General features: G+C 32.9%; 19 protein-coding genes and 1 tRNA gene. 8 read left to right on the forward strand and 12 right to left on the reverse strand.

All coding sequences use genetic code 11. The features are described 5' to 3' along the window. Positions 1-13 precede the first annotated feature (13 nt). Positions 14-658 carry a DUF1684 domain-containing protein gene (locus ACJJVP_RS01060; protein ID WP_405410087.1) on the reverse strand — a complete coding sequence of 215 codons (645 nt, stop codon included), beginning with the start codon at positions 656-658 and terminating at the stop codon, positions 14-16. Between the two features lie 89 nt (positions 659-747). Between ACJJVP_RS01060 and ACJJVP_RS01065 the strand changes: the two genes are divergently transcribed. Continuing rightward, positions 748-1,491, forward strand: a complete 744-nt coding sequence (locus ACJJVP_RS01065; RefSeq protein ID WP_405410089.1) for a DJ-1/PfpI family protein — start codon at positions 748-750, stop codon at positions 1,489-1,491. On the opposite strand, the gene ACJJVP_RS01070 is transcribed toward ACJJVP_RS01065, so the two are convergent. Beyond that, positions 1,478-2,893 carry an alpha/beta hydrolase gene (locus tag ACJJVP_RS01070; protein WP_405410090.1) on the reverse strand — a complete coding sequence of 472 codons (1,416 nt, stop codon included), beginning with the start codon at positions 2,891-2,893 and terminating at the stop codon, positions 1,478-1,480. The two genes, ACJJVP_RS01065 and ACJJVP_RS01070, sit on opposite strands and share 14 nt — an antisense overlap. Positions 2,894-3,022: 129 nt before the next feature. Continuing rightward, positions 3,023-3,472 carry an Lrp/AsnC family transcriptional regulator gene (locus tag ACJJVP_RS01075; RefSeq protein ID WP_405410092.1) on the reverse strand — a complete coding sequence of 150 codons (450 nt, stop codon included), beginning with the start codon at positions 3,470-3,472 and terminating at the stop codon, positions 3,023-3,025. A 178-nt stretch (positions 3,473-3,650) separates the two neighbouring features. On the opposite strand from ACJJVP_RS01075, the gene ACJJVP_RS01080 reads away from it, so the two are divergent. From ACJJVP_RS01080 to ACJJVP_RS01090, 3 genes are all read left to right on the forward strand, one after another. Further along, positions 3,651-3,980, forward strand: coding sequence for a hypothetical protein (locus tag ACJJVP_RS01080; protein ID WP_405410093.1), 330 nt, complete (start codon positions 3,651-3,653; stop codon positions 3,978-3,980). 85 nt (positions 3,981-4,065) lie between these two features. Continuing rightward, a complete protein-coding gene (gene purU, locus ACJJVP_RS01085) occupies positions 4,066-4,917 on the forward strand; it encodes a formyltetrahydrofolate deformylase (RefSeq protein WP_405410095.1) in 852 nt (283 codons plus the stop codon). A 31-nt stretch (positions 4,918-4,948) separates the two neighbouring features. Then, positions 4,949-5,665, forward strand: coding sequence for a DUF4197 domain-containing protein (locus tag ACJJVP_RS01090; protein ID WP_405410097.1), 717 nt, complete (start codon positions 4,949-4,951; stop codon positions 5,663-5,665). Positions 5,666-5,876: 211 nt separating this feature from the next. Here the strand turns inward: ACJJVP_RS01090 and ACJJVP_RS01095 are convergent, their stop codons facing one another. Then, positions 5,877-6,659 (reverse strand): alpha/beta fold hydrolase, encoded by a 783-nt coding sequence (locus ACJJVP_RS01095; RefSeq protein ID WP_405410099.1) that lies wholly within the window; start codon positions 6,657-6,659, stop codon positions 5,877-5,879. 225 nt (positions 6,660-6,884) lie between these two features. On the opposite strand from ACJJVP_RS01095, the gene ACJJVP_RS01100 reads away from it, so the two are divergent. Next, positions 6,885-7,076, forward strand: a complete 192-nt coding sequence (locus tag ACJJVP_RS01100) for a hypothetical protein (protein WP_036152749.1) — start codon at positions 6,885-6,887, stop codon at positions 7,074-7,076. Here the strand turns inward: ACJJVP_RS01100 and pyrF are convergent. The 6 genes from pyrF to ACJJVP_RS01130 all read right to left on the reverse strand — a co-directional run bounded on the left by pyrF (position 7,068) and on the right by ACJJVP_RS01130 (position 14,109). Then, positions 7,068-7,889 (reverse strand): orotidine-5'-phosphate decarboxylase, encoded by an 822-nt coding sequence (gene pyrF, locus ACJJVP_RS01105; protein ID WP_036152748.1) that lies wholly within the window; start codon positions 7,887-7,889, stop codon positions 7,068-7,070. The two genes, ACJJVP_RS01100 and pyrF, sit on opposite strands and share 9 nt — an antisense overlap. A 3-nt stretch (positions 7,890-7,892) precedes the next feature. Beyond that, positions 7,893-8,969, reverse strand: coding sequence for a peptide chain release factor 1 (gene prfA / locus ACJJVP_RS01110; protein WP_405410101.1), 1,077 nt, complete (start codon positions 8,967-8,969; stop codon positions 7,893-7,895). Between the two features lie 111 nt (positions 8,970-9,080). Further along, positions 9,081-10,034, reverse strand: a complete 954-nt coding sequence (locus ACJJVP_RS01115) for an FAD:protein FMN transferase (protein ID WP_405410103.1) — start codon at positions 10,032-10,034, stop codon at positions 9,081-9,083. 120 nt (positions 10,035-10,154) lie between these two features. Continuing rightward, complete coding sequence (locus ACJJVP_RS01120; RefSeq protein ID WP_405410104.1) at positions 10,155-10,598, reverse strand: ubiquinol-cytochrome c reductase iron-sulfur subunit; 444 nt, start codon at positions 10,596-10,598, stop codon at positions 10,155-10,157. 53 nt (positions 10,599-10,651) lie between these two features. Continuing rightward, positions 10,652-11,830 (reverse strand): AIR synthase related protein, encoded by a 1,179-nt coding sequence (locus ACJJVP_RS01125; protein ID WP_405410106.1) that lies wholly within the window; start codon positions 11,828-11,830, stop codon positions 10,652-10,654. A gap of 92 nt (positions 11,831-11,922) precedes the next feature. Beyond that, positions 11,923-14,109, reverse strand: coding sequence for a glutamine synthetase III (locus ACJJVP_RS01130; RefSeq protein WP_405410108.1), 2,187 nt, complete (start codon positions 14,107-14,109; stop codon positions 11,923-11,925). 194 nt (positions 14,110-14,303) lie between these two features. Here ACJJVP_RS01130 and ACJJVP_RS01135 point away from each other — a divergent pair, with 194 nt between their 5' ends. After that, positions 14,304-15,326: a glutamine synthetase beta-grasp domain-containing protein gene (locus ACJJVP_RS01135; RefSeq protein WP_405410110.1), complete on the forward strand. Its 1,023-nt coding sequence runs from the start codon at positions 14,304-14,306 to the stop codon at positions 15,324-15,326. 85 nt (positions 15,327-15,411) lie between these two features. Here ACJJVP_RS01135 and ACJJVP_RS01140 read toward each other — a convergent pair whose 3' ends face one another. After that, positions 15,412-16,350: a calcium/sodium antiporter gene (locus ACJJVP_RS01140; protein ID WP_405410112.1), complete on the reverse strand. Its 939-nt coding sequence runs from the start codon at positions 16,348-16,350 to the stop codon at positions 15,412-15,414. A 728-nt stretch (positions 16,351-17,078) separates the two neighbouring features. After that, a complete protein-coding gene (locus ACJJVP_RS01145) occupies positions 17,079-17,591 on the reverse strand; it encodes an adenine phosphoribosyltransferase (RefSeq protein WP_405410114.1) in 513 nt (170 codons plus the stop codon). A 75-nt stretch (positions 17,592-17,666) separates the two neighbouring features. On the opposite strand from ACJJVP_RS01145, the gene ACJJVP_RS01150 reads away from it, so the two are divergent. Together ACJJVP_RS01150 and ACJJVP_RS01155 are read left to right on the forward strand one after the other, a co-directional pair. Beyond that, a tRNA-Arg gene (locus ACJJVP_RS01150) sits at positions 17,667-17,740 on the forward strand. 330 nt (positions 17,741-18,070) lie between these two features. Then, positions 18,071-18,517, forward strand: coding sequence for a hypothetical protein (locus ACJJVP_RS01155; RefSeq protein WP_405410116.1), 447 nt, complete (start codon positions 18,071-18,073; stop codon positions 18,515-18,517). Positions 18,518-18,855: the final 338 nt, after the last annotated feature.

Genomic DNA, 18,855 nt, shown 5'->3' on the forward strand with positions numbered 1-18,855 from the left:
TATTTTTTACAACTTAGTGGTCAAATGCCTTAACCCCTACTTTAATTTCAGTATCTAAATTATTTACTGCAGGTACAAGAGGACAACTAAATTTCTTGTTATAAGCACAGTACGGATTGTATGCCTTATTAAAATCAAGAATAATTGTATTACCATCAGGTATTCTTAAATCCAAATATCTACCTCCACCATAAGTTTCCTCACCATTCGTATTATCTGTAAAAGGCAAAAACAGGTAATCCTCATATTTTTCTTGAGTAATTAAATCTGGAGATTGGTAAATTTCCAATTCATGGGCTTTTCCATTAATAGAGAACTTAGCGATAGCATATACAACCTCCGTAGACTCCCTATCTGTAGTAGTAGGCATTGAAAATGGCAACGCTTCAGGAGTTCTTATAAATTCTGCCTCAATTACATAACTGGTATCTGGCTCAAAGAAATCCAAGCTTTCAAAATCAATACGAAAGCGATCCGCTAATGGAGAAGTTTCAGGGTCTTTAAATTCAGCATTTAATTCTTTCTGAAAAATTAAAATATCTGCCAATTTATCTGATGTTGCAGTAGCAACTGCTCCATCTTTTACATCGTGATATTTCTTTTCTTGTCCGCATGAAACAAACATTCCTAAAAACAAAACTGCAATACATAATCTCATATCTCTTCCTTTACACTTCAAAAATACAATTTATTCATTGTACCTTTTTTTACATATAATCGTACTTTAGAACCTTATACTTTTTTTATATGAAATTTAAACATGTTTTGCCGTTTTTACTTTTAACTTTATTTAGCTGTCAAGAAAATAAGATAGCACATGAAAAAGAGGTTGAAATAGAAAAGACAAGAGTAATACCAGAGCTAAATCCTGAAAACTACAATGTTGCTTTTTTAATTATGGACGGTACTTTTAACACTGAATTTACTGCACCATTCGATATTTTTCAACACACAAAATACAGAGAGAATATAAAGGCAATGAACACTTTTATAGTTGCCAATACGTTAGAACCGATCACCACTTTTGAGGGTGTTCGTATACTGCCTGATTATGATTATACAAAAGACAAGCTGCCCAAAATAGATATATTGATAGTTCCTAGCGCAGAACATTCAATGGACAGTGATTTGAAAGACACGGTAATGTTAGATTTTATTAAAAAAATTGATGAAACCGCACTTTACATGACAAGCCATTGCGATGGAGCCTTCCCTCTGGCAAAAGCAGGAATTTTAGATTCAGTTGCTTCAACCACCTTCCCTAGTGATGTGGAACATTACAGAAAGATGTTTCCTGATTTGAATATAAAAGACAATGTCCTATTCGTTCACGACGGAAAATACATTACTTCTGCAGGCGGAGCAAAAAGTTTTGAAGCAGCCTTATATCTTTGCGAAGTACTTTATGGAAAAGAAATTACCAAATCTCTTGCAAAGGGTTTAGTCATAGATTGGGATTTAGAAAAGGTGCCACACCTTACTGTTCAATAACATCGTATCTAGCATCTTTTAGATATTTTTCAATCATCTCATTAAACTCAGGCATAATTTTAAATAGTGATGCATGTTCTATTGAATATAGCTTCTCCTTATCAGAGTATCCTGTTTTTAATAGCTCTTCTAAATAAAAAAGCGCCGTACCATAATCTTCCATTTTAGAACTAGCTGAAATAACCTTCAAATAGCCATCATACTCATTGGGTGCGGTTATTGTTTTAATCATGTACAATAAATTTAAAGCTTCCCAATCTATTTGTTCTTCAGAGATTAAATAATCAACATTATCAGAAATTAATGCATTTATATAACCACGTAATCTACTCGACATTTGTCTTTCAAATAAATTAGAACTTTTATCCAATTTATTCAATTCTTCCATTTGAAAATTCCACCAACCTAAGTTAGCATAGTTATATGAGATAATATCTTCCTCTAAATAGTAACTATAATCTTCTTTCATAAACGATTCCTTTAAAAAATAACTGTTTTGACTTCTATTAGCTTTTTTAAAATTGGTACTTCTCTTTAATATTTTCTGAGATTCTTTCAATGAATCTAATTTCATTAGAGGATTAAAAATCTTTTCCATATCTGCCATTTGGTAAATACCTAATAGCGGTTTTTGATTTGACACCAACGCATTTGCTTGATTTAAAAATTCGTTATAGGACCTTGATATTAAGCTATCATTTCGATCTTCATAACCTTTTGCCATACTTGTTAATGACAACATTCTAAATGCTTTTGCAATTGTGGCTGTCTCTGGCAGATTACGACTTCCGTCAAAAACCAATAATTGATTCGGAAACTTTAACTTATTAAGTACCTGCTTGGCATTATACATAGAACTAAAATTATAATCTTCTCTATTGATTATACCAACAAATTGAAACGGTCGCTTAGAATTTAAAATTTCCACATTACCAACAGATGCACCAATAGAAATAACACCCTTAATCTCTTTAACAAAAGTGGGTAAAATGGAAGCAAACATCGCACCACTACCAAAACCAGCGGTATAAGTACGGTTCTTTGCAATAGGTATTATATTAAAAACAGCATTAAACATTCTATTTGCTATTAGAACATTTTGAGAAATAGATAATGTATCACTCATGTTATTTGAACTGGCTAATATATAACCTTCTTGTTCTGCTGCATTTATCAACATTGAAATGGCAGCTTTACCCTTACCTTCCAAATCCATCACAAAAGCTACAGGCCACGATTTTTCAACTTCAAAATCAGTAGGCAAGTACAGCGAAAAAGTTTCATTTATCGTATCATTTATACTTAAATTTTCTGAAATAGCCCCTCTCAAAATTCTAAGTTCTTGTGAGGATATTGTTATAGAAAATAAAACGAATGCAAGAAGTACTATTTTTTTCATCATTTATTTTGCATCAAAAACCTAGCCAAAATAATTATCACTTAAATACTAATTATAATGTATAACAAAAATTATACTATTTTAGTTACAGTAACTATTTATAAAGTTAGGTAAAAACCATTATACAACTTGTTATTTAATTTTGTGCATTGGAGCATTCGAAATTACTTGTGAAAGTACTATATGTGTTCTAGTTTCACCGTACTGAATAAGTTGGTCTATAAATTTTTCTAAATGAAATTGATCCTTTAAAACCACTTCCATTACAATATTTTCATTTCCTGTAATTCGATAGCAATTTATCACTTCTTTCAAAGTTGGCACTACGGACAAAAATGGTTTTAGCTTGCCCATAAATGCGCGTAAAGTTATAATTGCTTTTAATTGATGACCGGTTAATGCATGAGACACTGTAGCCTTATAATCTATTATAACACCTAGGTCTTCCATTTTCTTGACTCGTTCGGCTACTGCTGGTGCCGTTAAGCCAACATTACGACCAATATTCGCAAAAGATTCTCTAGCATTATCTTGCAATTGTTGCAAGATTTTCCAGTTCAACTCATCTATCTTTAGATTCAATAGTTATTTTGTTTAAAAATTAATTATCAAAGGTAAAAATACAAATTACATTTGCTTTCAATAGAAAATTATCAAATAACTAACGTAATTTTATATTATACTAATATTACCCCACGCTATGGCATACCGAAGTCTTAAACATTTGCCTATTTATAAAAAAGCATTGGAACTCTGCACTATGAGCAGAGAAATTGCCTCGTATGTTTCTTTCAATAAAGATTTAATGCGCCTTTGCGAATCTAATAGCCTTAGGGATATTATGGCTAATTCAATTTTGACAGATTCGATTTTAATACCTCAAAAAATCGCACAGGTAGAATATTCAACTTGTAGTAATGAGCGATTAGAGACCATTTCTTACATAAATATTATTATTAGAAATATCAACTCTTATTGCATGGGTTTGGAAAAGCATGGTGTAAAAGAAACGGAGTATATTAATTTATTGAGAAAAGAGATTAAAAGTTTTAGAAAATCTTATAAAGCTTGGAAATCTGAACACTCTTAAGAACTTTAAATTCTTCCCAAATTAGAGGGTAAAGAGGACATTTAAAGAATTATGAACTATTTTTGATGTAATAATTAGTATTACATTGAAAACAACAATTTTAGTTCATTGCCCAGACCAACCTGGTATTATATGTACCGTTACCGGATTTATTAGTAAAAATAAGGGCAACATCGTTTACCTTGATCAACATGTAGACAAACCAGCTAACGTATTTTTTATGCGCACCGTCGTTGAATTTGAAAAAGACTTCACTGACCTAGAACATTTCAAAACTCTTTTTCAAAAAGAAGTGGCTTCCATGTACAACATGCAATGGAGCATACATACCGACGATAATTTACCTAAAATGTCCATTTTCGTTTCTAAGTACAAACATTGTCTTTATGATTTATTAAGTAGGTATCGCTCAGGTGAATTGTCGGTAGATATACCTTTTATTTTAAGCAATCATAATGATCTAAAACATATAGCCGACCAATTTGACATTCCTTTCTTTCACATACCTTTTAATAAAGAGAACAGAGTTGAAGCAGAAAAAGAACAATTGACTCTGTTAGAAAAGTTTGACATTGATTTCATCGTATTAGCTAGATATATGCAAATAGTTAGCGGAACACTTATCAATAAGTTCCCTGATAAGATTATAAATATTCACCATTCATTCTTACCAGCATTTGCAGGAGCCAAACCATATCATGCAGCTTTTAAAAGAGGTGTAAAAATTATTGGTGCAACGAGTCATTACGTAACTGAAGAATTAGATGCGGGCCCGATAATTGAGCAAGATGTAACTACAGTAACACATTCTCACTCCATAGAAGATTTTATTGCAAAAGGAAGAGATCTGGAAAAAATAGTACTTTCTAGAGGGGTAAAACTTCATATTGCTCGTAAAACTATGGTCTACAACAATAAAACAGTAATATTCTCGTAACATAAGTAAACCCAATATAAATTATATTCTAATGATTAAAAAAGCAAGCCTAGCCTTATGCATGTTACTAGCGGTATCATGTAACGAACTACAACAAGTAGTAAACCAATTGCCAACATCTACAGACACTGTACTATCTAATGAAACCATTGCTAATGGATTAAAAGAAGCACTTGATCAAGGCATAGAAAAGCAAGTAAGCAAATTAACTGCAACAGATGGTTTCTACAAAAACGATTTGGTGAAAATTTTAATGCCAGAAGATTTACAAAAAGTAGATAAAACTTTAAGAGACATAGGATTAGGAAGCTTAGCTGATGAAGGTTTAAAAGTTTTAAATCGTGCAGCTGAAGATGCAGTATCAGAGGCAACTCCCATTTTTGTTAACGCAGTTAAGGAAATGTCTTTTGCAGATGCCAAAAACATACTTTTAGGTGAGAATAACGCCGCGACAACTTATTTGGAAACGAAAACAAATACCGAATTATATGCTAAGTTCAACCCGGTAATTAACGAATCTTTTAAAAAGGTTGGTGCAGATAAAATATGGAGCTCAATTATTTCAAAATATAATGCTATCCCTTTAACCAATAACATCAATCCTGATTTAACTGATTATGTAACCGAAGAAGCTCTTACAGGTGTATACAAAATGATTGCTGTTGAAGAAGAAGAAATTAGAACACAGTTCTCATCAAGAACAACAGATGTGCTTAAAAAAGTATTTGCTCTTCAAGATAGCAAATAGTTTTTCGAAACATTTACAATAACTTAAAAAGATATGCGTTAAAACTAAACAGAACAGTATTAAAGCATTCATTTTCAATTTTTTGAGTTAGTTATTTTTTGAGTTAGTTAGTTAGTTAAAAACCGGTGGGAGCATCGGTTTTTTTTGTTTGGCACCAAAATTAAAATTTAGAGTTAAAAAACACTACCCTACTATTCGGTTAATAATTTGTTTAATTTTGAAATAACAAATAATCTACCACCTTCTCGTTAAAAAAGTTCGGTTTCTCAACATTTACCACATGACCACAATCTTTAATAACTATCAACTGAGAATTCTGATGTAATTTCACAATTTTGCGAATGCTTGGCAAAAACAAATAATCTTCTTCCCCCATTACATATAGTGTGGGTATTTTAATATCTGCCGACCTAAAAAAACGTAAGAGTGGATTAATCTCTGAGGTAAGCTTAAACCAACGTATAAATTCTTTTTGATATAATTTCTTTGCTTCACGAACAAAGAGCGACCTAGACTCTCTATGGTTCTTATTTGGCATAATAATAAATGCGAAAAATTTATACAACCACAAATAAGGTATCACAGTTTTAAAAACAACCCCAAGTTTAATGAGTATCTGAGAGCGTAAATTAAGCTTCATAATAGCACCACCCATAACCATACTCTCAACTCGTTTAGGGTGAATTTCTGCTAAATTCCTTATAAGTATCGTACCTAAAGAAATACCTACAAAGTGAGATTTCTCAATATTTTCTTGATCAATGACCTCAACAATATCATTAGTAATAACATCAAAAGTATACCTTTCGTCAAAAACATTTTTAAGACTAGGCTTTGAATTTCCGTGACCTCTTAAATCTAATAACAAGACATTAAAATGTTTTTTAAACTCACGAATTTGCTTGTACCAAATCGAAGAACTACCTCCTGCCCCATGAACAAAAGTGACCCATGTAGAAGAAGTTTTATGTGGATAGGTTATATAATGAAGCAAATTATTTTTTATTTAAAACTCAGTTAACTTACAATGTATCAATTCTTTTTGAGATAACATTTATGATAACCTAAATTCACTCAAAAAACGATGAGCTTTTAAGTTTTTATCTTTTTAATTGTTAAAAAAAAGATATATTACCTAATAAATAGATGTACAGCTTAAGATACCCACATCCAAAACTTGATTCTGAACGTATATTTGTAAAAACATAAATATTGTATAATGAACAAGCAGTATTGCAAGGTAGGATCGGTAACACCAATGGAAGCAAATAATGATATTATTAGCTTATTAGAGTATCAATATCAGACGTTTATAGAAAAAGCTTCACACATTCAGTCAAATACTCAACTGGGAGAATTCTTCGAATTAAAAGCACAAAGAATTAAAAAAACTTTAGAAGATTTAGTTTAATTTTTCTAGTTGCGTTTTCATTGCCTGCTGTAACTCTTTTGCCTTGGCTTTAGCAGCATCTGCAAAGTTCTCTTGATCAGATGCATAAATTATTCCACGGGAAGAATTTATAAGTAGCCCCACATTTTTAGACATTCCGTACTTACAAACTTCTTCAAGACTTCCACCTTGTGCCCCTACTCCAGGTACTAGTAAGAAGCTATTTGGTACAATTTCACGTATTTCGGTAAGATATTCAGCTTTAGTAGCACCAACCACATACATCAGGTTCTCAGCTCCCTCATATGTTGTAGATACCGATAATACTTCTTTATACAGTTCTTTACCCTCTATCTTTTTAGTTTGCAAATCAAAAGCACCTTGATTAGAAGTTAACGCAAGTAAAATAGTGTGCTTATCCTTAAACGCTAAAAAAGGTTCAACGGAGTCTCTCCCCATATAGGGAGCTATAGTAATAGAATCAAAATTTAAATCTTCAAAAAATGCCTTGGCATATCTGGTAGAAGTGTTCCCTATATCTCCTCTTTTTGCATCTGCAATGGTAAATATATCAGGATAGTTTTCGTTTAAGTATTTGATAGTCTTACGTAATGCCGACCAGCCTTGCACTCCGTATGCTTCATAAAAAGCAATATTAGGCTTATAAGCTACGCACAAATCATGGGTTGCATCAATTATGGCTTTGTTGAACGCAAAAATAGGATCGTCATCTTCCAACAAGTATGAAGGAATCTTTTCTAGATCCGTATCTAAACCAATACATAAAAAAGATTGTTTTTTATGTATTTGGGCAACTAACTCTTGAGTGGTCATAACTTAAAATATCTCAGAGGCTTCCCTCAATTTCTCTGTATTCTCTACAAAACTTAATTCGTCTATTATTCTTTGAATATCTCCATCTATAATATTAGACAAATCATATAACGTAAGACCAATACGGTGATCGGTAACCCTACCCTGAGGGTAGTTATACGTTCTAATCTTTGCAGAACGGTCACCACTACTAACTTGAGAGTTTCGTTTAGCGGCATCTTCTTCTTGTTTCTTAGCCAATTCTAAATCATACAATCTAGAACGAAGTACCCTAAATGCCTTATCCTTATTCTTATGCTGTGATTTTTGATCTTGACACTGCGCTATCAATCCGGTTGGTATGTGCGTTAAACGAACAGCAGAATATGTTGTGTTTACAGACTGACCTCCAGGTCCTGAAGAACAGAAGAAATCTATTCTCACATCTTTTGGATCTATTTGCACATCAAAATCTTCCGCTTCTGGCAGAACCATCACTGTAGCTGCACTAGTATGTACTCTACCTTGGGTTTCTGTTTGTGGAACACGCTGCACACGGTGAACACCCGCTTCAAACTTTAACGTTCCATAAACGTTAGCTCCAGAAACTTCAAATTGTATTTCTTTATAACCACCACTAGTACCTTCACTGAGGTCGATCACGTTAGTTTTCCACCCTTTACCTTCACAATACTTCGTATACATTCTAAAAAGATCGCCCGCAAAAATACTTGCTTCATCGCCACCGGTTCCGGCTCTAATTTCAACAACTACATCTTTTGCATCTTCCGGATCCTTCGGTATCAACATCAATTTAATGTCCTCTTCAAGTTTTGGTAATCCGCCTTTAGCCTCTTCCATTTGCATTTTTGCCATTTCAAGCATTTCTGCATCACTACCATCAGCAATAATTTCTTCAGCTTCCTCTATATTATTGGTAAGTTCCAAGTATTCCTCTCGCTTATCCATTAAATCTTTAAGGTCTTTGTATTCTTTTGTAAGTTTTACATATTTCACTTGATCAGAAATAATATCTGGCTGAATTATAAGGTCTGAAACCTCATCAAATCGTTGTTTTACGATGTTTAACTTGTCTATCATATGCTTACTTCACTTGAATAGCAAATTTACAATAAATTTACTGACAGCCCAGAGCGATTGTTAGGGTAAGAATTAAAATTATTAAAATATGAAGAACCTTAAAAAGAAAAATCAATTGAGAATAATGCCATTACTTTTATGTAATTTATTAGAACTATCAACTATTATCACCTCTGTATCTCCTAATTGATTAATTAGAGCCAAGCCATGATCTAAGCCTAATACAAAAATAGCCGTTGCCAAGGCATCTGAAATTTCTGCACTCTTTGCAAATACCGACACACTGTTAATACCTGTTGCAGGATACCCTGTCTTAGGGTTTAAAATATGAGTATACTTTTGATTATCCGACATTATAAAATCAACATCACCACCAGTGGTTGCGACAGAAGATTCTAAAATTGGAATCCATGATGATACGTTGCTGCTTAACTCTGGGTTTACCACCCCTATCAACCACTTATCTCCTGTTACTTTCGTTCCCCAAGTTGTTATATCTCCGCCAATATTGATAATACCAGCTTTTACATCCTTAGACACCAGCAATGCTTTTACCTTATCTGCAGCAAAACCTTTACCAATACCACCAAAAGAGATTCGCATTCCTTTTTTATTAAGAAATACGGTTTGATTCTTACTGTTTAGAATAATATTTTTAAATCCAATTTTACTTTTCGACTCATTTATTTGAGCTACAGAAGGTACAACTTCCATAGTGCCGTCAAGTTTCCAAATATCGCTCAAAGTACTAAAAGTTATGTCAAAAGCACCGTTAGTAATTTCTGAAATCTGAATAGAACGTTCAATTAACCTATAGAGTTCCCAACTTACTGGCACAGGTTTAATTCCTGCATTTTTATTGATCAAACTTGTTTCTGAATCCTTATCCCATGAAGAAATTAATTTTTCTATTCTTTGCACTTCTGCAAGTGCCTCTTGTATATAGATAAAACCTAATTCTTCATCAACAGAAATTACCGTTATATCAAAATCGCCTCCCATAACCTCATAAGACTTTTTTACAGTCACATACTTTTCTTCTTGACCATATGTAAAATAGGTCATTAGACAGAATATTAAGGCACAAATTTTTTTCACTAACTTTCTCTAATTGAATATAAAGATTAACAAATAAAAATAAAAAGCTAGGTTGGTTTTATTTAGGCTAAGTAAAAAGGTAATTATTTATTCAAAAACTCTTAAAATATCACCATCTAGAGTGGTATTGTATATTTTTAATGCTTTGGATGTACTATTAGGGATTTCATTTAAAGGTGTACCTGTTTGGGAAAATTTAGAACCGTGTACATCGCAATAAAAAATACCACCTTCTTGATCTACAAAACGAACTTGATCGTACTGTTCATGACTACAAATCTGTGTTGCCGCCACAAACTCCCCTTCCAAATTCTTGACAACTACGACTAAATTCTTTAATATGAATCCGCCATTGTTCGCTAAATTTTCTGCCTCTTCAGAATTAAGATCTATGGTAAAATCAATATCTGTTGGTTGTGTTACGATATCCCCTTCTACTGCACTATCTTTAGAACAACTTCCTAGACAAGGAAAAGTTATCGCAAAGGCAGCACCTGCGCCTAGCGTTCGTAAAAATTCTTTTCTTTCCATAGCAAGAATAGGTTTATACAAAAAGAACGATTTTTTTACGCTATTCGTATAAGTTAATACACAAAGGTTCCATTGTTACTTGAAATTGTTAGTTTTTTCGAATCGGATGCCTCTACCCTACCAATAATTTGGGCATTTACACCAAAACTTTTCGATATTTCAATAATATTATCTGCAATCTCTTCTGACACATAAAATTCTAATCTATGCCCGCAATTAAAGACTTTATACATCTCTTTCCAATCAGTGCCAGACTGCTCTTGAATAAGTTTAAAAAGTGGTGGCACATCAAATAAATTGTCTTTTATGATATGTAGCTCATCAATAAAATGAAGTATTTTAGTTTGTGCCCCTCCACTACAGTGGATCATACCATGTATTGACTCTGATGTATATTCTGAAAGTATTTTTTTAACTATCGGTGCATAAGTTCTAGTTGGCGACAATACCAATTTACCTGCATCGACAGGAGAATTCTCAACGGCATCTGTCAATTTTACATTACCCGAATAAACAAGCTCTTTGGGTACTTCAGCATCAAAACTTTCTGGGAATTTATCAGCTAAATAATTTGAGAATACATCATGTCTAGCAGAAGTTAGCCCGTTACTACCCATACCGCCATTATATTCCTTTTCATAGTTTGCTTGTCCAAATGATTCTAGACCAACAATGACATCACCAGCTTTAATATTGGCATTATCTATTACATCACTTCTTTTTAATCTAGCAGTAACTGTAGAATCTACAATAATGGTTCTTACCAAGTCACCTACATCTGCAGTTTCACCACCAGTAGAATGAATGGTGATACCGAATTCACCTAAATCATTGATGAGTTCTTCTGTACCATTGATAATAGCAGAAAGCACCTCCCCTGAAATTTTATTTTTATTTCTACCAATAGTAGAAGAAAGCATAATGTTATCCGTTGCACCAACACAAATCAAATCATCTATATTCATGATAAGCGCATCTTGAGCAATACCCTTCCATACCGAAATATCACCGGTTTCTTTCCAATACATATATGCCAAAGAAGATTTAGTACCTGCACCATCTGCATGCATAACCAAGCAGTAATCTTCATCTCCCGTCAAGTAGTCAGGAACGATTTTACAAAATGCCTTTGGAAATAGACCTTTATCAATATTTTTTATCGCATTGTGTACATCTTCTTTAGAAGCAGACACGCCACGTTGTTGATATCTTTCACTACTTGATGTGGACATAATTTAAATTTGTAGCAAAAATAAGGGAATCATTAAAACTCTAACCTTTGAACAGCTTAATATTCCCTCATTTTTTAAATTATCAGTTAGATTTACTCAATAAATAACAATTCTCTATATTTTGTCAATGGCCATAAATTATTGTCCATAAGTTTTTCTAACTTATCGCTATGAGCTCTAATCTCCGAAAAATAAGGTTTTACATTATAACAATATGATTCTGCTTTTTTCTTAGTATCCTTCATAGCGTTTGCCTTTTTACGAGCATCTGCCATAGCATCTACCATTTTTTTAATACCCACAACATGCTCGGCAATCTCCTCTATCATAGTAAGTTGCCCTTCAGAGAATTTTTTATGTGCGGCACCATATATTTCTTTTAATCCCGCTACGTTCTTTATCAGCTTATTTTGATACTCTAATGCAGCAGGCATAATAAAGCCGTAAACCAATTCATTATACACCCTACCTTCTATTTGCACATGCAGAATATAATTCTCCAAATCTACCTCTCTACGTGCACTGATCTCTACTTGGCTCATTACATTCATCGACTCAAAAAGTGCTATACTTTCTTTTGACGTCAAAACCTCTAAAGCTTCGGGTGTATTTTTATTATTACTTAATTTTCGTCTTTTAGCCTCATTTTCCCAGTCTATACTATACCCGTCACCATCAAAACGAATACGCTTAGAAGTTTTAATATATTCTCGAAGTACATTAAAAACAGCTTCATCTTTTTTCAAACTTTTCTTATCTACCAAAACATCTACTTCCTTTTTAAAGTCCTTTAATTGCTTAGCTACTATAGTATTAAGAATAGTCATTGGTTTGGCGCAATTCGTTTTTGCACCCACTCCTCGCATTTCGAATTTATTACCTGTAAATGCGAAAGGTGATGTTCTATTACGATCGGTATTATCCATTAAAATTTCTGGAATCTTACCTACAACATTCAATTTTAGTTCTGTTTTTTCCTCTGGAGATAATTTACCCTTCGACACCCCTTCAAGTTCATCTAAAACATTACTTAATTGCGTACCCACAAATATGGAAAAGATTGCTGGCGGAGCTTCGTTAGCTCCCAATCGATGATCATTACTGGCAGATGCAATGGAAGAACGCAAAAGCTCTTCATAAGTATCGACCGCTTTTATTGTATTTATAAAAAATGTCAAGAATTGTAGGTTTTTCATTGGCGTAGAACCCGGACTCAATAAATTAACACCGGTATCTGTTGCCAATGACCAATTATTATGCTTACCAGAGCCATTAATACCCGCAAAGGGCTTTTCATGAAACAACACTTTAAAATGATGTTTGTCTGCAATTTTATCCATCACATCCATCAACAATAAGTTATGATCAATTGCAAGATTCGCTTCTTCAAATACTGGAGCCAACTCAAACTGATTTGGCGCTACCTCATTATGTCTCGTTTTTACAGGTATGCCCAATTTGGTACATTCCTGTTCCAAATCACTCATAAAACTAAGTACACGACTAGGTATTACCCCAAAATAATGATCATCTAGCTGTTGCCCTTTTGCAGGTGTCTCACCTACTAGCGTTCTACCCGTCATCATAATATCTGGTCTAGAATGAGCAAGAGCCTTATCTATTAAAAAATATTCTTGCTCCCAGCCTAATGTTGCATTTACTTTAGAAACTGTTTTGTCAAAATATTTTGCTACAGCCGTTGCTGCCTCATCTACAGCACTCAAAGCTCTTAATAATGGTGCTTTATTATCTAACGCCTCGCCAGTATAAGAAACAAATATCGTTGGTATACATAAGGTTGTACCATAAATGAAAGCAGGTGAAGAAGGATCCCAAGCAGTATAACCTCTTGCTTCAAAAGTATTTCGAATTCCACCACTTGGAAAACTAGATGCATCTGGTTCTTGCTGAACCAACTGCCCACCGCCAAATTTCTCTAAAGCCCTACCGTCAGATAACAAATCAAAAAAAGCATCGTGTTTTTCTGCCGTAGAACCTGTTAAAGGCTGAAACCAATGTGTGTAGTGTGTAGCACCCATAGTAATTGCCCATGCCTTAATAGCCTCCGCTACCTGGTCCGCAATTTTACGATCGATTTTAGATCCCGACACCATTGCACTTTTTAAGCTTTCTAGAGCATCTTTAGTAAGATACTGTAGCATCTTACGCTCATTGAATACATTGATACTGAACAGATCAGATCTTCTACCTTTCTCTTCTATGGCGATACTTTTTCTATTCTGACTTTCGGTTATTGCAGTGAATCTTGATGACCTCATATTTAAATAAATTATTAATTTGACAAAATTACGTTCAAAAAATAGATATTTGATAATATACCCGATAATATATAGGGGTATGTTCCAAAAAATCTAATAATCACAGATTTACCCCCTTAAAAATGCCTATAATTCCTCAAAAAACTTATTTTTACCTGTCTTATTATATTAACATAAATTTATAACACTATATTATGGCTAAAATTAAATTAGAGTACTTGTGGTTAGACGGGTACTTTCCTACTCAAAACTTAAGAAGTAAAACTAAAGTAGAAGAACACGAAGATTTTAAAGGTACATTAGAGGAAATAGGTAACTGGTCTTTTGACGGGTCTTCAACAAAACAAGCTGAAGGTGGATCATCTGACTGTTTATTAGTACCTGTAGCTATATACCCTGATCCTGATAGAATCAATGGTTATTTAGTTATGACAGAAGTAATGAATGCTGACGGCACTCCGCACGTATCTAATGGTAGAGCTACGATTGATGATGAAGATGATGATTTCTGGTTCGGTTTCGAGCAAGAATATTTCATTATGGATACTAAAACACAATTACCTTTAGGTTTCCCTATTGGTGGTTACCCTGCTCCACAAGGTATGTACTACTGCTCTGTAGGTGGTAAAAATACTCATGGTAGAGGTTTAGTTGAAGAACATGCAGATCTTTGTATTGATGCAGGTTTAAACTTTGAAGGTATTAACCAAGAAGTTGCGTCAGGACAGTGGGAATATCAATTATTTGCAAAAGGTGCTAAAAAAGCAGGTGATGAAATTTGGATTTCAAGATACCTTTTAGACAGGTTAACTGAAAAGTACGGTTACTATATTGAGTATCACCCAAAACCATTAGGAAAAGACATGGACTGGAACGGATCTGGTATGCATGCAAATTTCTCTAACACGACACTAAGAACTTGTGGTTCTAAAGAAACTTACGCAGCTATTTGCGAATCTTTCCGCCCATTTGTTAAAGAACATATTGCTGTATATGGTGAATTCAACGATCAACGTTTAACTGGTTTACACGAAACTGCTGCTATTACAGATTTCTCTTGGGGAGTTTCAGATAGAGGTGCTTCAATACGTATTCCATTAATTGCTGTTGAAAAAGGTTATAAAGGATGGCTAGAAGACAGAAGACCTGCTTCAAATGGTGATCCATACAAAATTGCAGCTAGAATCATTAAAACGGTTAAAACTGCAAAGATTTAATACCAAATTAATTGTTGATTACATTAGAAACGCCTTGAACTTGTTCAGGGCGTTTTTTATTAATACCATTTTAAACCATAAGAGCTTATCCAATAGTCACATATATAAAGGCTAAATAAACACTTATTAATATCAAACCATCTCTCCACCCCAAACGTAATCCTTTGGGTATAAAAACCAATGGAAGAATAAGGAAAGAAATACCCAACATCCAGAAGATATCATTTTTCAAAAGACCTTCATCCATAACCGATATTGGTGTAATTATAGATGTAATTCCCAATACCGCAAGAAGATTAAAAATATTAGATCCTATTAAGTTACCTAAAGAAATTGCTTTTTCTTTCTTAATTACCGCTATAATAGACGCTGCTAATTCTGGAATACTTGTCCCTACAGAGACAATAGTTATGGCGATTACACGCTCACTAACACCAAATATAGTCGCCATACCAACAGCTCCACTAATCAAAAGTTCGGAACCTCCCCAAAGAGCACCTCCACCTAGCCCTAAAAACAAGGCTGTTTTATAGGTAGGCATCATAACATCCGGCTCATCTTCCCCATCTATAACCGCAGGTTTTTGAAAACGCAACAGATATATCAAAAATAGAAAAAGAAAAACTACCATTATTATACCTTCATATCGCACAAGCACTCCGTCAAAATATATAAAGAAGAAAAAGAGTAAAGAAGCCAACATCATTACAGGCCAGTCCGTAGTATAGAAACTTTTACTAACATCAATAGGACTAAGCAGAATAGTTATGGCAAGCACCAAACCTAGATTAGCAATATTAGACCCTACTACATTACCGAAAGCCAAATCTGGAAATCCGTCTAAAGCGGCGTTTATACTTACAATAAGCTCAGGTGCCGATGTCGCAAAAGATACCACCGTCATTCCAATTACGATTTTAGGAATTTTTAGTTTTAACGATAAATCTACCGCAGCTTTCAAGAGCCAGTTTCCACCTGCAATAAGCAATACCAACCCGCCAACAATAAATAAGAAATCTTGCATGAAAAAAATTTTGACAAATATAATTAGAAGATATGTGAACGCATATGACATTTGATATCATATGAAAACTAAATTTTCACCGACTAAACAATAAATCTCTATGCTTATAATGCATAGATTTTTTTTTTGCTAGAAGAAGAACGGAAAGATACTTTTTATGTAATATCTATAAACTTTAGCTCTACGTTTTCTAAATATCATTAAAAAACGCCCTACAATTATTACAATTTAATAGACAAATGAATAATAAAATTACATATTAAAACTCAATCGTAGCAAGTGAGTTATTAATTATAATATATTTAATTTTTACTCTTACATATTAGTATTCAAAATCATTATTTTAACAATTTTCATTTGTGGGAACACTACTACAATCATATCTTTCGAAAACCATCTAAAAATAATCTACCACTAAAACTTTAATATGATTACTTTAATAAAACTTCTTGTTGTCTTAATCTTAAGTATAATCGTAACCTTAGTGTATCACTAAATACTTTATAAAAATATATTCATAGCCGCTTAGCAACTTGATCAAGCGTTGAGTAATTTATGTATTTTTATAAAAATTTTAATTTGAAAAAGAAGCTCTACAAATTAATAGCCAAGCTAAACAAAGCTGTCTTACCTTCTTACAGTAAACAACAATTAGATTTATCTAAAGCTAACAAGCTACAAATGGCCCTAATTGGCTGGCGTTATTTTATTACCAAAAAAACGCTAGACTAGTATTTTACTAAAGATTTTACGGCATAGTCATTTATTCTAGAACCACCTTTTAAAAAAGTGAGTTCAATTAGAAAATTACATTGAACTATTTCTCCTCCCAATCTTTCTATTAAATTACACGTAGCTTTAGCAGTACCTCCAGTTGCTAATACATCATCATGTATTAAGACCTTATCCCCTTTCTCAATACCATCAATATGAATTTCCAAGGTATCTGTACCATACTCTAAATCGTAAGTCTCACTCAACGTGCTAGACGGCAGCTTACCAGGTTTACGTACGGGTACAAATCCGGCATTTAACTTATGAGCTAACATAGGACCAAAAATAAATCCCCTGCTTTCCATACCAACTACCTTGTCTATCTTTTGACCATTTAACAAATCAAACAATGCATTAGCTGTTGTATTAAGTGCTTTAGGGTTTTGAAGTAATAATGTTATGTCCTTAAAAACTACTCCTTCTTTAGGAAAATCAGGCACATCTCTAATAAAGCTTTTAAAATCCATTTAATATTGTGTTCTTAATTTTGTGGTAAAAGTAAAAAGAAATATATTTGCACCCCGTTAAGGGAAAATCAAAATGGCCTCGTGGCGCAACTGAATAGCGCACTTGATTACGGCTCAAGAGGTTACAGGTTTGAATCCTGTCGAGGTCACTAATAAAACCAGCACTTTCCAAAGCTTTTTGGAATTGCTGGTTTTTTATTTGCAGAAAAACATTGTCTACAAAAAAGATAACTGTTACTGAAAATTAGTAATTTATTTTTTATAATGTTTTATTTTAAGTAGATATTAGAATTATTATTTAAAAAAATTAATAAAAATCTTAGCTGTTAATCCGAATTCTATTTGGAGTATAAAGTTTACTGTAGGATTATATTTTTTTAGACACATATGGTTTTTTTAATTGATGATATAAAGTCATGGACCAATCCTTACCTTGGAACATAATATATAATATTTGGCAGTAATTAAAACAATTTGCAATGAAACAGATATTTTACATTTTTCTTTTATTAGTTACCGCAATTGTTAATAAACTAAATGCACAAGTAGACAAATCAAAACTCATAATTGAGGCAAATGATTGTTATAATATCAAATATCCTTACGAAATCGTTGATAATATTAATGGAGCATTGAAAATTGGAGCAATTGATTCAACCAAAATAAAAAATATAGAATTAAAAAAATACTATTATGAAAATGCAGATGTTTTTTTCGAAATAGGAGGAGGATGCTTTATGCCTTATCTTGACGAACTGAGCACAAAAATTGAAAATGACACAATTAAAATATACTGGAATAGAGAAAGCAATGAACCTTGTTCCGAAGTTGGTGAAGCAGTACCATTTTGTGGAAAAATAACAATCGATAAGAGAAAATATCTAAACTACAAAAAGTTAAGATTATTAAAGGTTTACAAAAACTAGGGACTACTTGCAACAAATTAATTCATATTTCAACAAAAACTTAATTTCATAATTTGGATATACTTGTATGGAAACAACAGAGCTAGATCCCTGTGCTGTTTATGAGTTTTGCTCATTGATTGATATTACTAAAGATTACAAGCATATTCTTGAAAAAACATTATCACGTTGTGGGTAAGAAGAATATTATAAAATATGTCGTTCTAAATGGAGATAAATCATCCATTAGAATTTGATTATGAATTGAACGCAAATAACATGTACGCTAAAATTCTATTTTTTAATTTAAAAAAGTTAAAAAATTTGTAATATAAAATGGCAAAATGGAAGATAAAATA

It is taken from the genome of Maribacter sp. Asnod1-A12 (assembly GCF_045063735.1).
Lineage (GTDB): Bacteria > Bacteroidota > Bacteroidia > Flavobacteriales > Flavobacteriaceae > Maribacter.

Coding starts and splice junctions, on each gene's coding strand:
- ACJJVP_RS01070 (WP_405410090.1), bottom strand. CDS start 2,893: ATGATGAAAAAAATAGTACTTCTTGCATTCGTTTTATTTTCTATAACA.
- ACJJVP_RS01135 (WP_405410110.1), top strand. CDS start 14,304: ATGGCTAAAATTAAATTAGAGTACTTGTGGTTAGACGGGTACTTTCCT.
- ACJJVP_RS01140 (WP_405410112.1), bottom strand. CDS start 16,350: ATGCAAGATTTCTTATTTATTGTTGGCGGGTTGGTATTGCTTATTGCA.
- pyrF (WP_036152748.1), bottom strand. CDS start 7,889: ATGACCACTCAAGAGTTAGTTGCCCAAATACATAAAAAACAATCTTTT.
- ACJJVP_RS01145 (WP_405410114.1), bottom strand. CDS start 17,591: ATGGATTTTAAAAGCTTTATTAGAGATGTGCCTGATTTTCCTAAAGAA.
- ACJJVP_RS01130 (WP_405410108.1), bottom strand. CDS start 14,109: ATGAGGTCATCAAGATTCACTGCAATAACCGAAAGTCAGAATAGAAAA.
- ACJJVP_RS01065 (WP_405410089.1), top strand. CDS start 748: ATGAAATTTAAACATGTTTTGCCGTTTTTACTTTTAACTTTATTTAGC.
- ACJJVP_RS01120 (WP_405410104.1), bottom strand. CDS start 10,598: ATGGAAAGAAAAGAATTTTTACGAACGCTAGGCGCAGGTGCTGCCTTT.
- ACJJVP_RS01125 (WP_405410106.1), bottom strand. CDS start 11,830: ATGTCCACATCAAGTAGTGAAAGATATCAACAACGTGGCGTGTCTGCT.
- ACJJVP_RS01115 (WP_405410103.1), bottom strand. CDS start 10,034: ATGACCTATTTTACATATGGTCAAGAAGAAAAGTATGTGACTGTAAAA.
- ACJJVP_RS01100 (WP_036152749.1), top strand. CDS start 6,885: ATGAACAAGCAGTATTGCAAGGTAGGATCGGTAACACCAATGGAAGCA.
- ACJJVP_RS01090 (WP_405410097.1), top strand. CDS start 4,949: ATGATTAAAAAAGCAAGCCTAGCCTTATGCATGTTACTAGCGGTATCA.
- ACJJVP_RS01060 (WP_405410087.1), bottom strand. CDS start 658: ATGAGATTATGTATTGCAGTTTTGTTTTTAGGAATGTTTGTTTCATGC.
- ACJJVP_RS01155 (WP_405410116.1), top strand. CDS start 18,071: ATGAAACAGATATTTTACATTTTTCTTTTATTAGTTACCGCAATTGTT.
- ACJJVP_RS01080 (WP_405410093.1), top strand. CDS start 3,651: ATGAGCAGAGAAATTGCCTCGTATGTTTCTTTCAATAAAGATTTAATG.
- prfA (WP_405410101.1), bottom strand. CDS start 8,969: ATGATAGACAAGTTAAACATCGTAAAACAACGATTTGATGAGGTTTCA.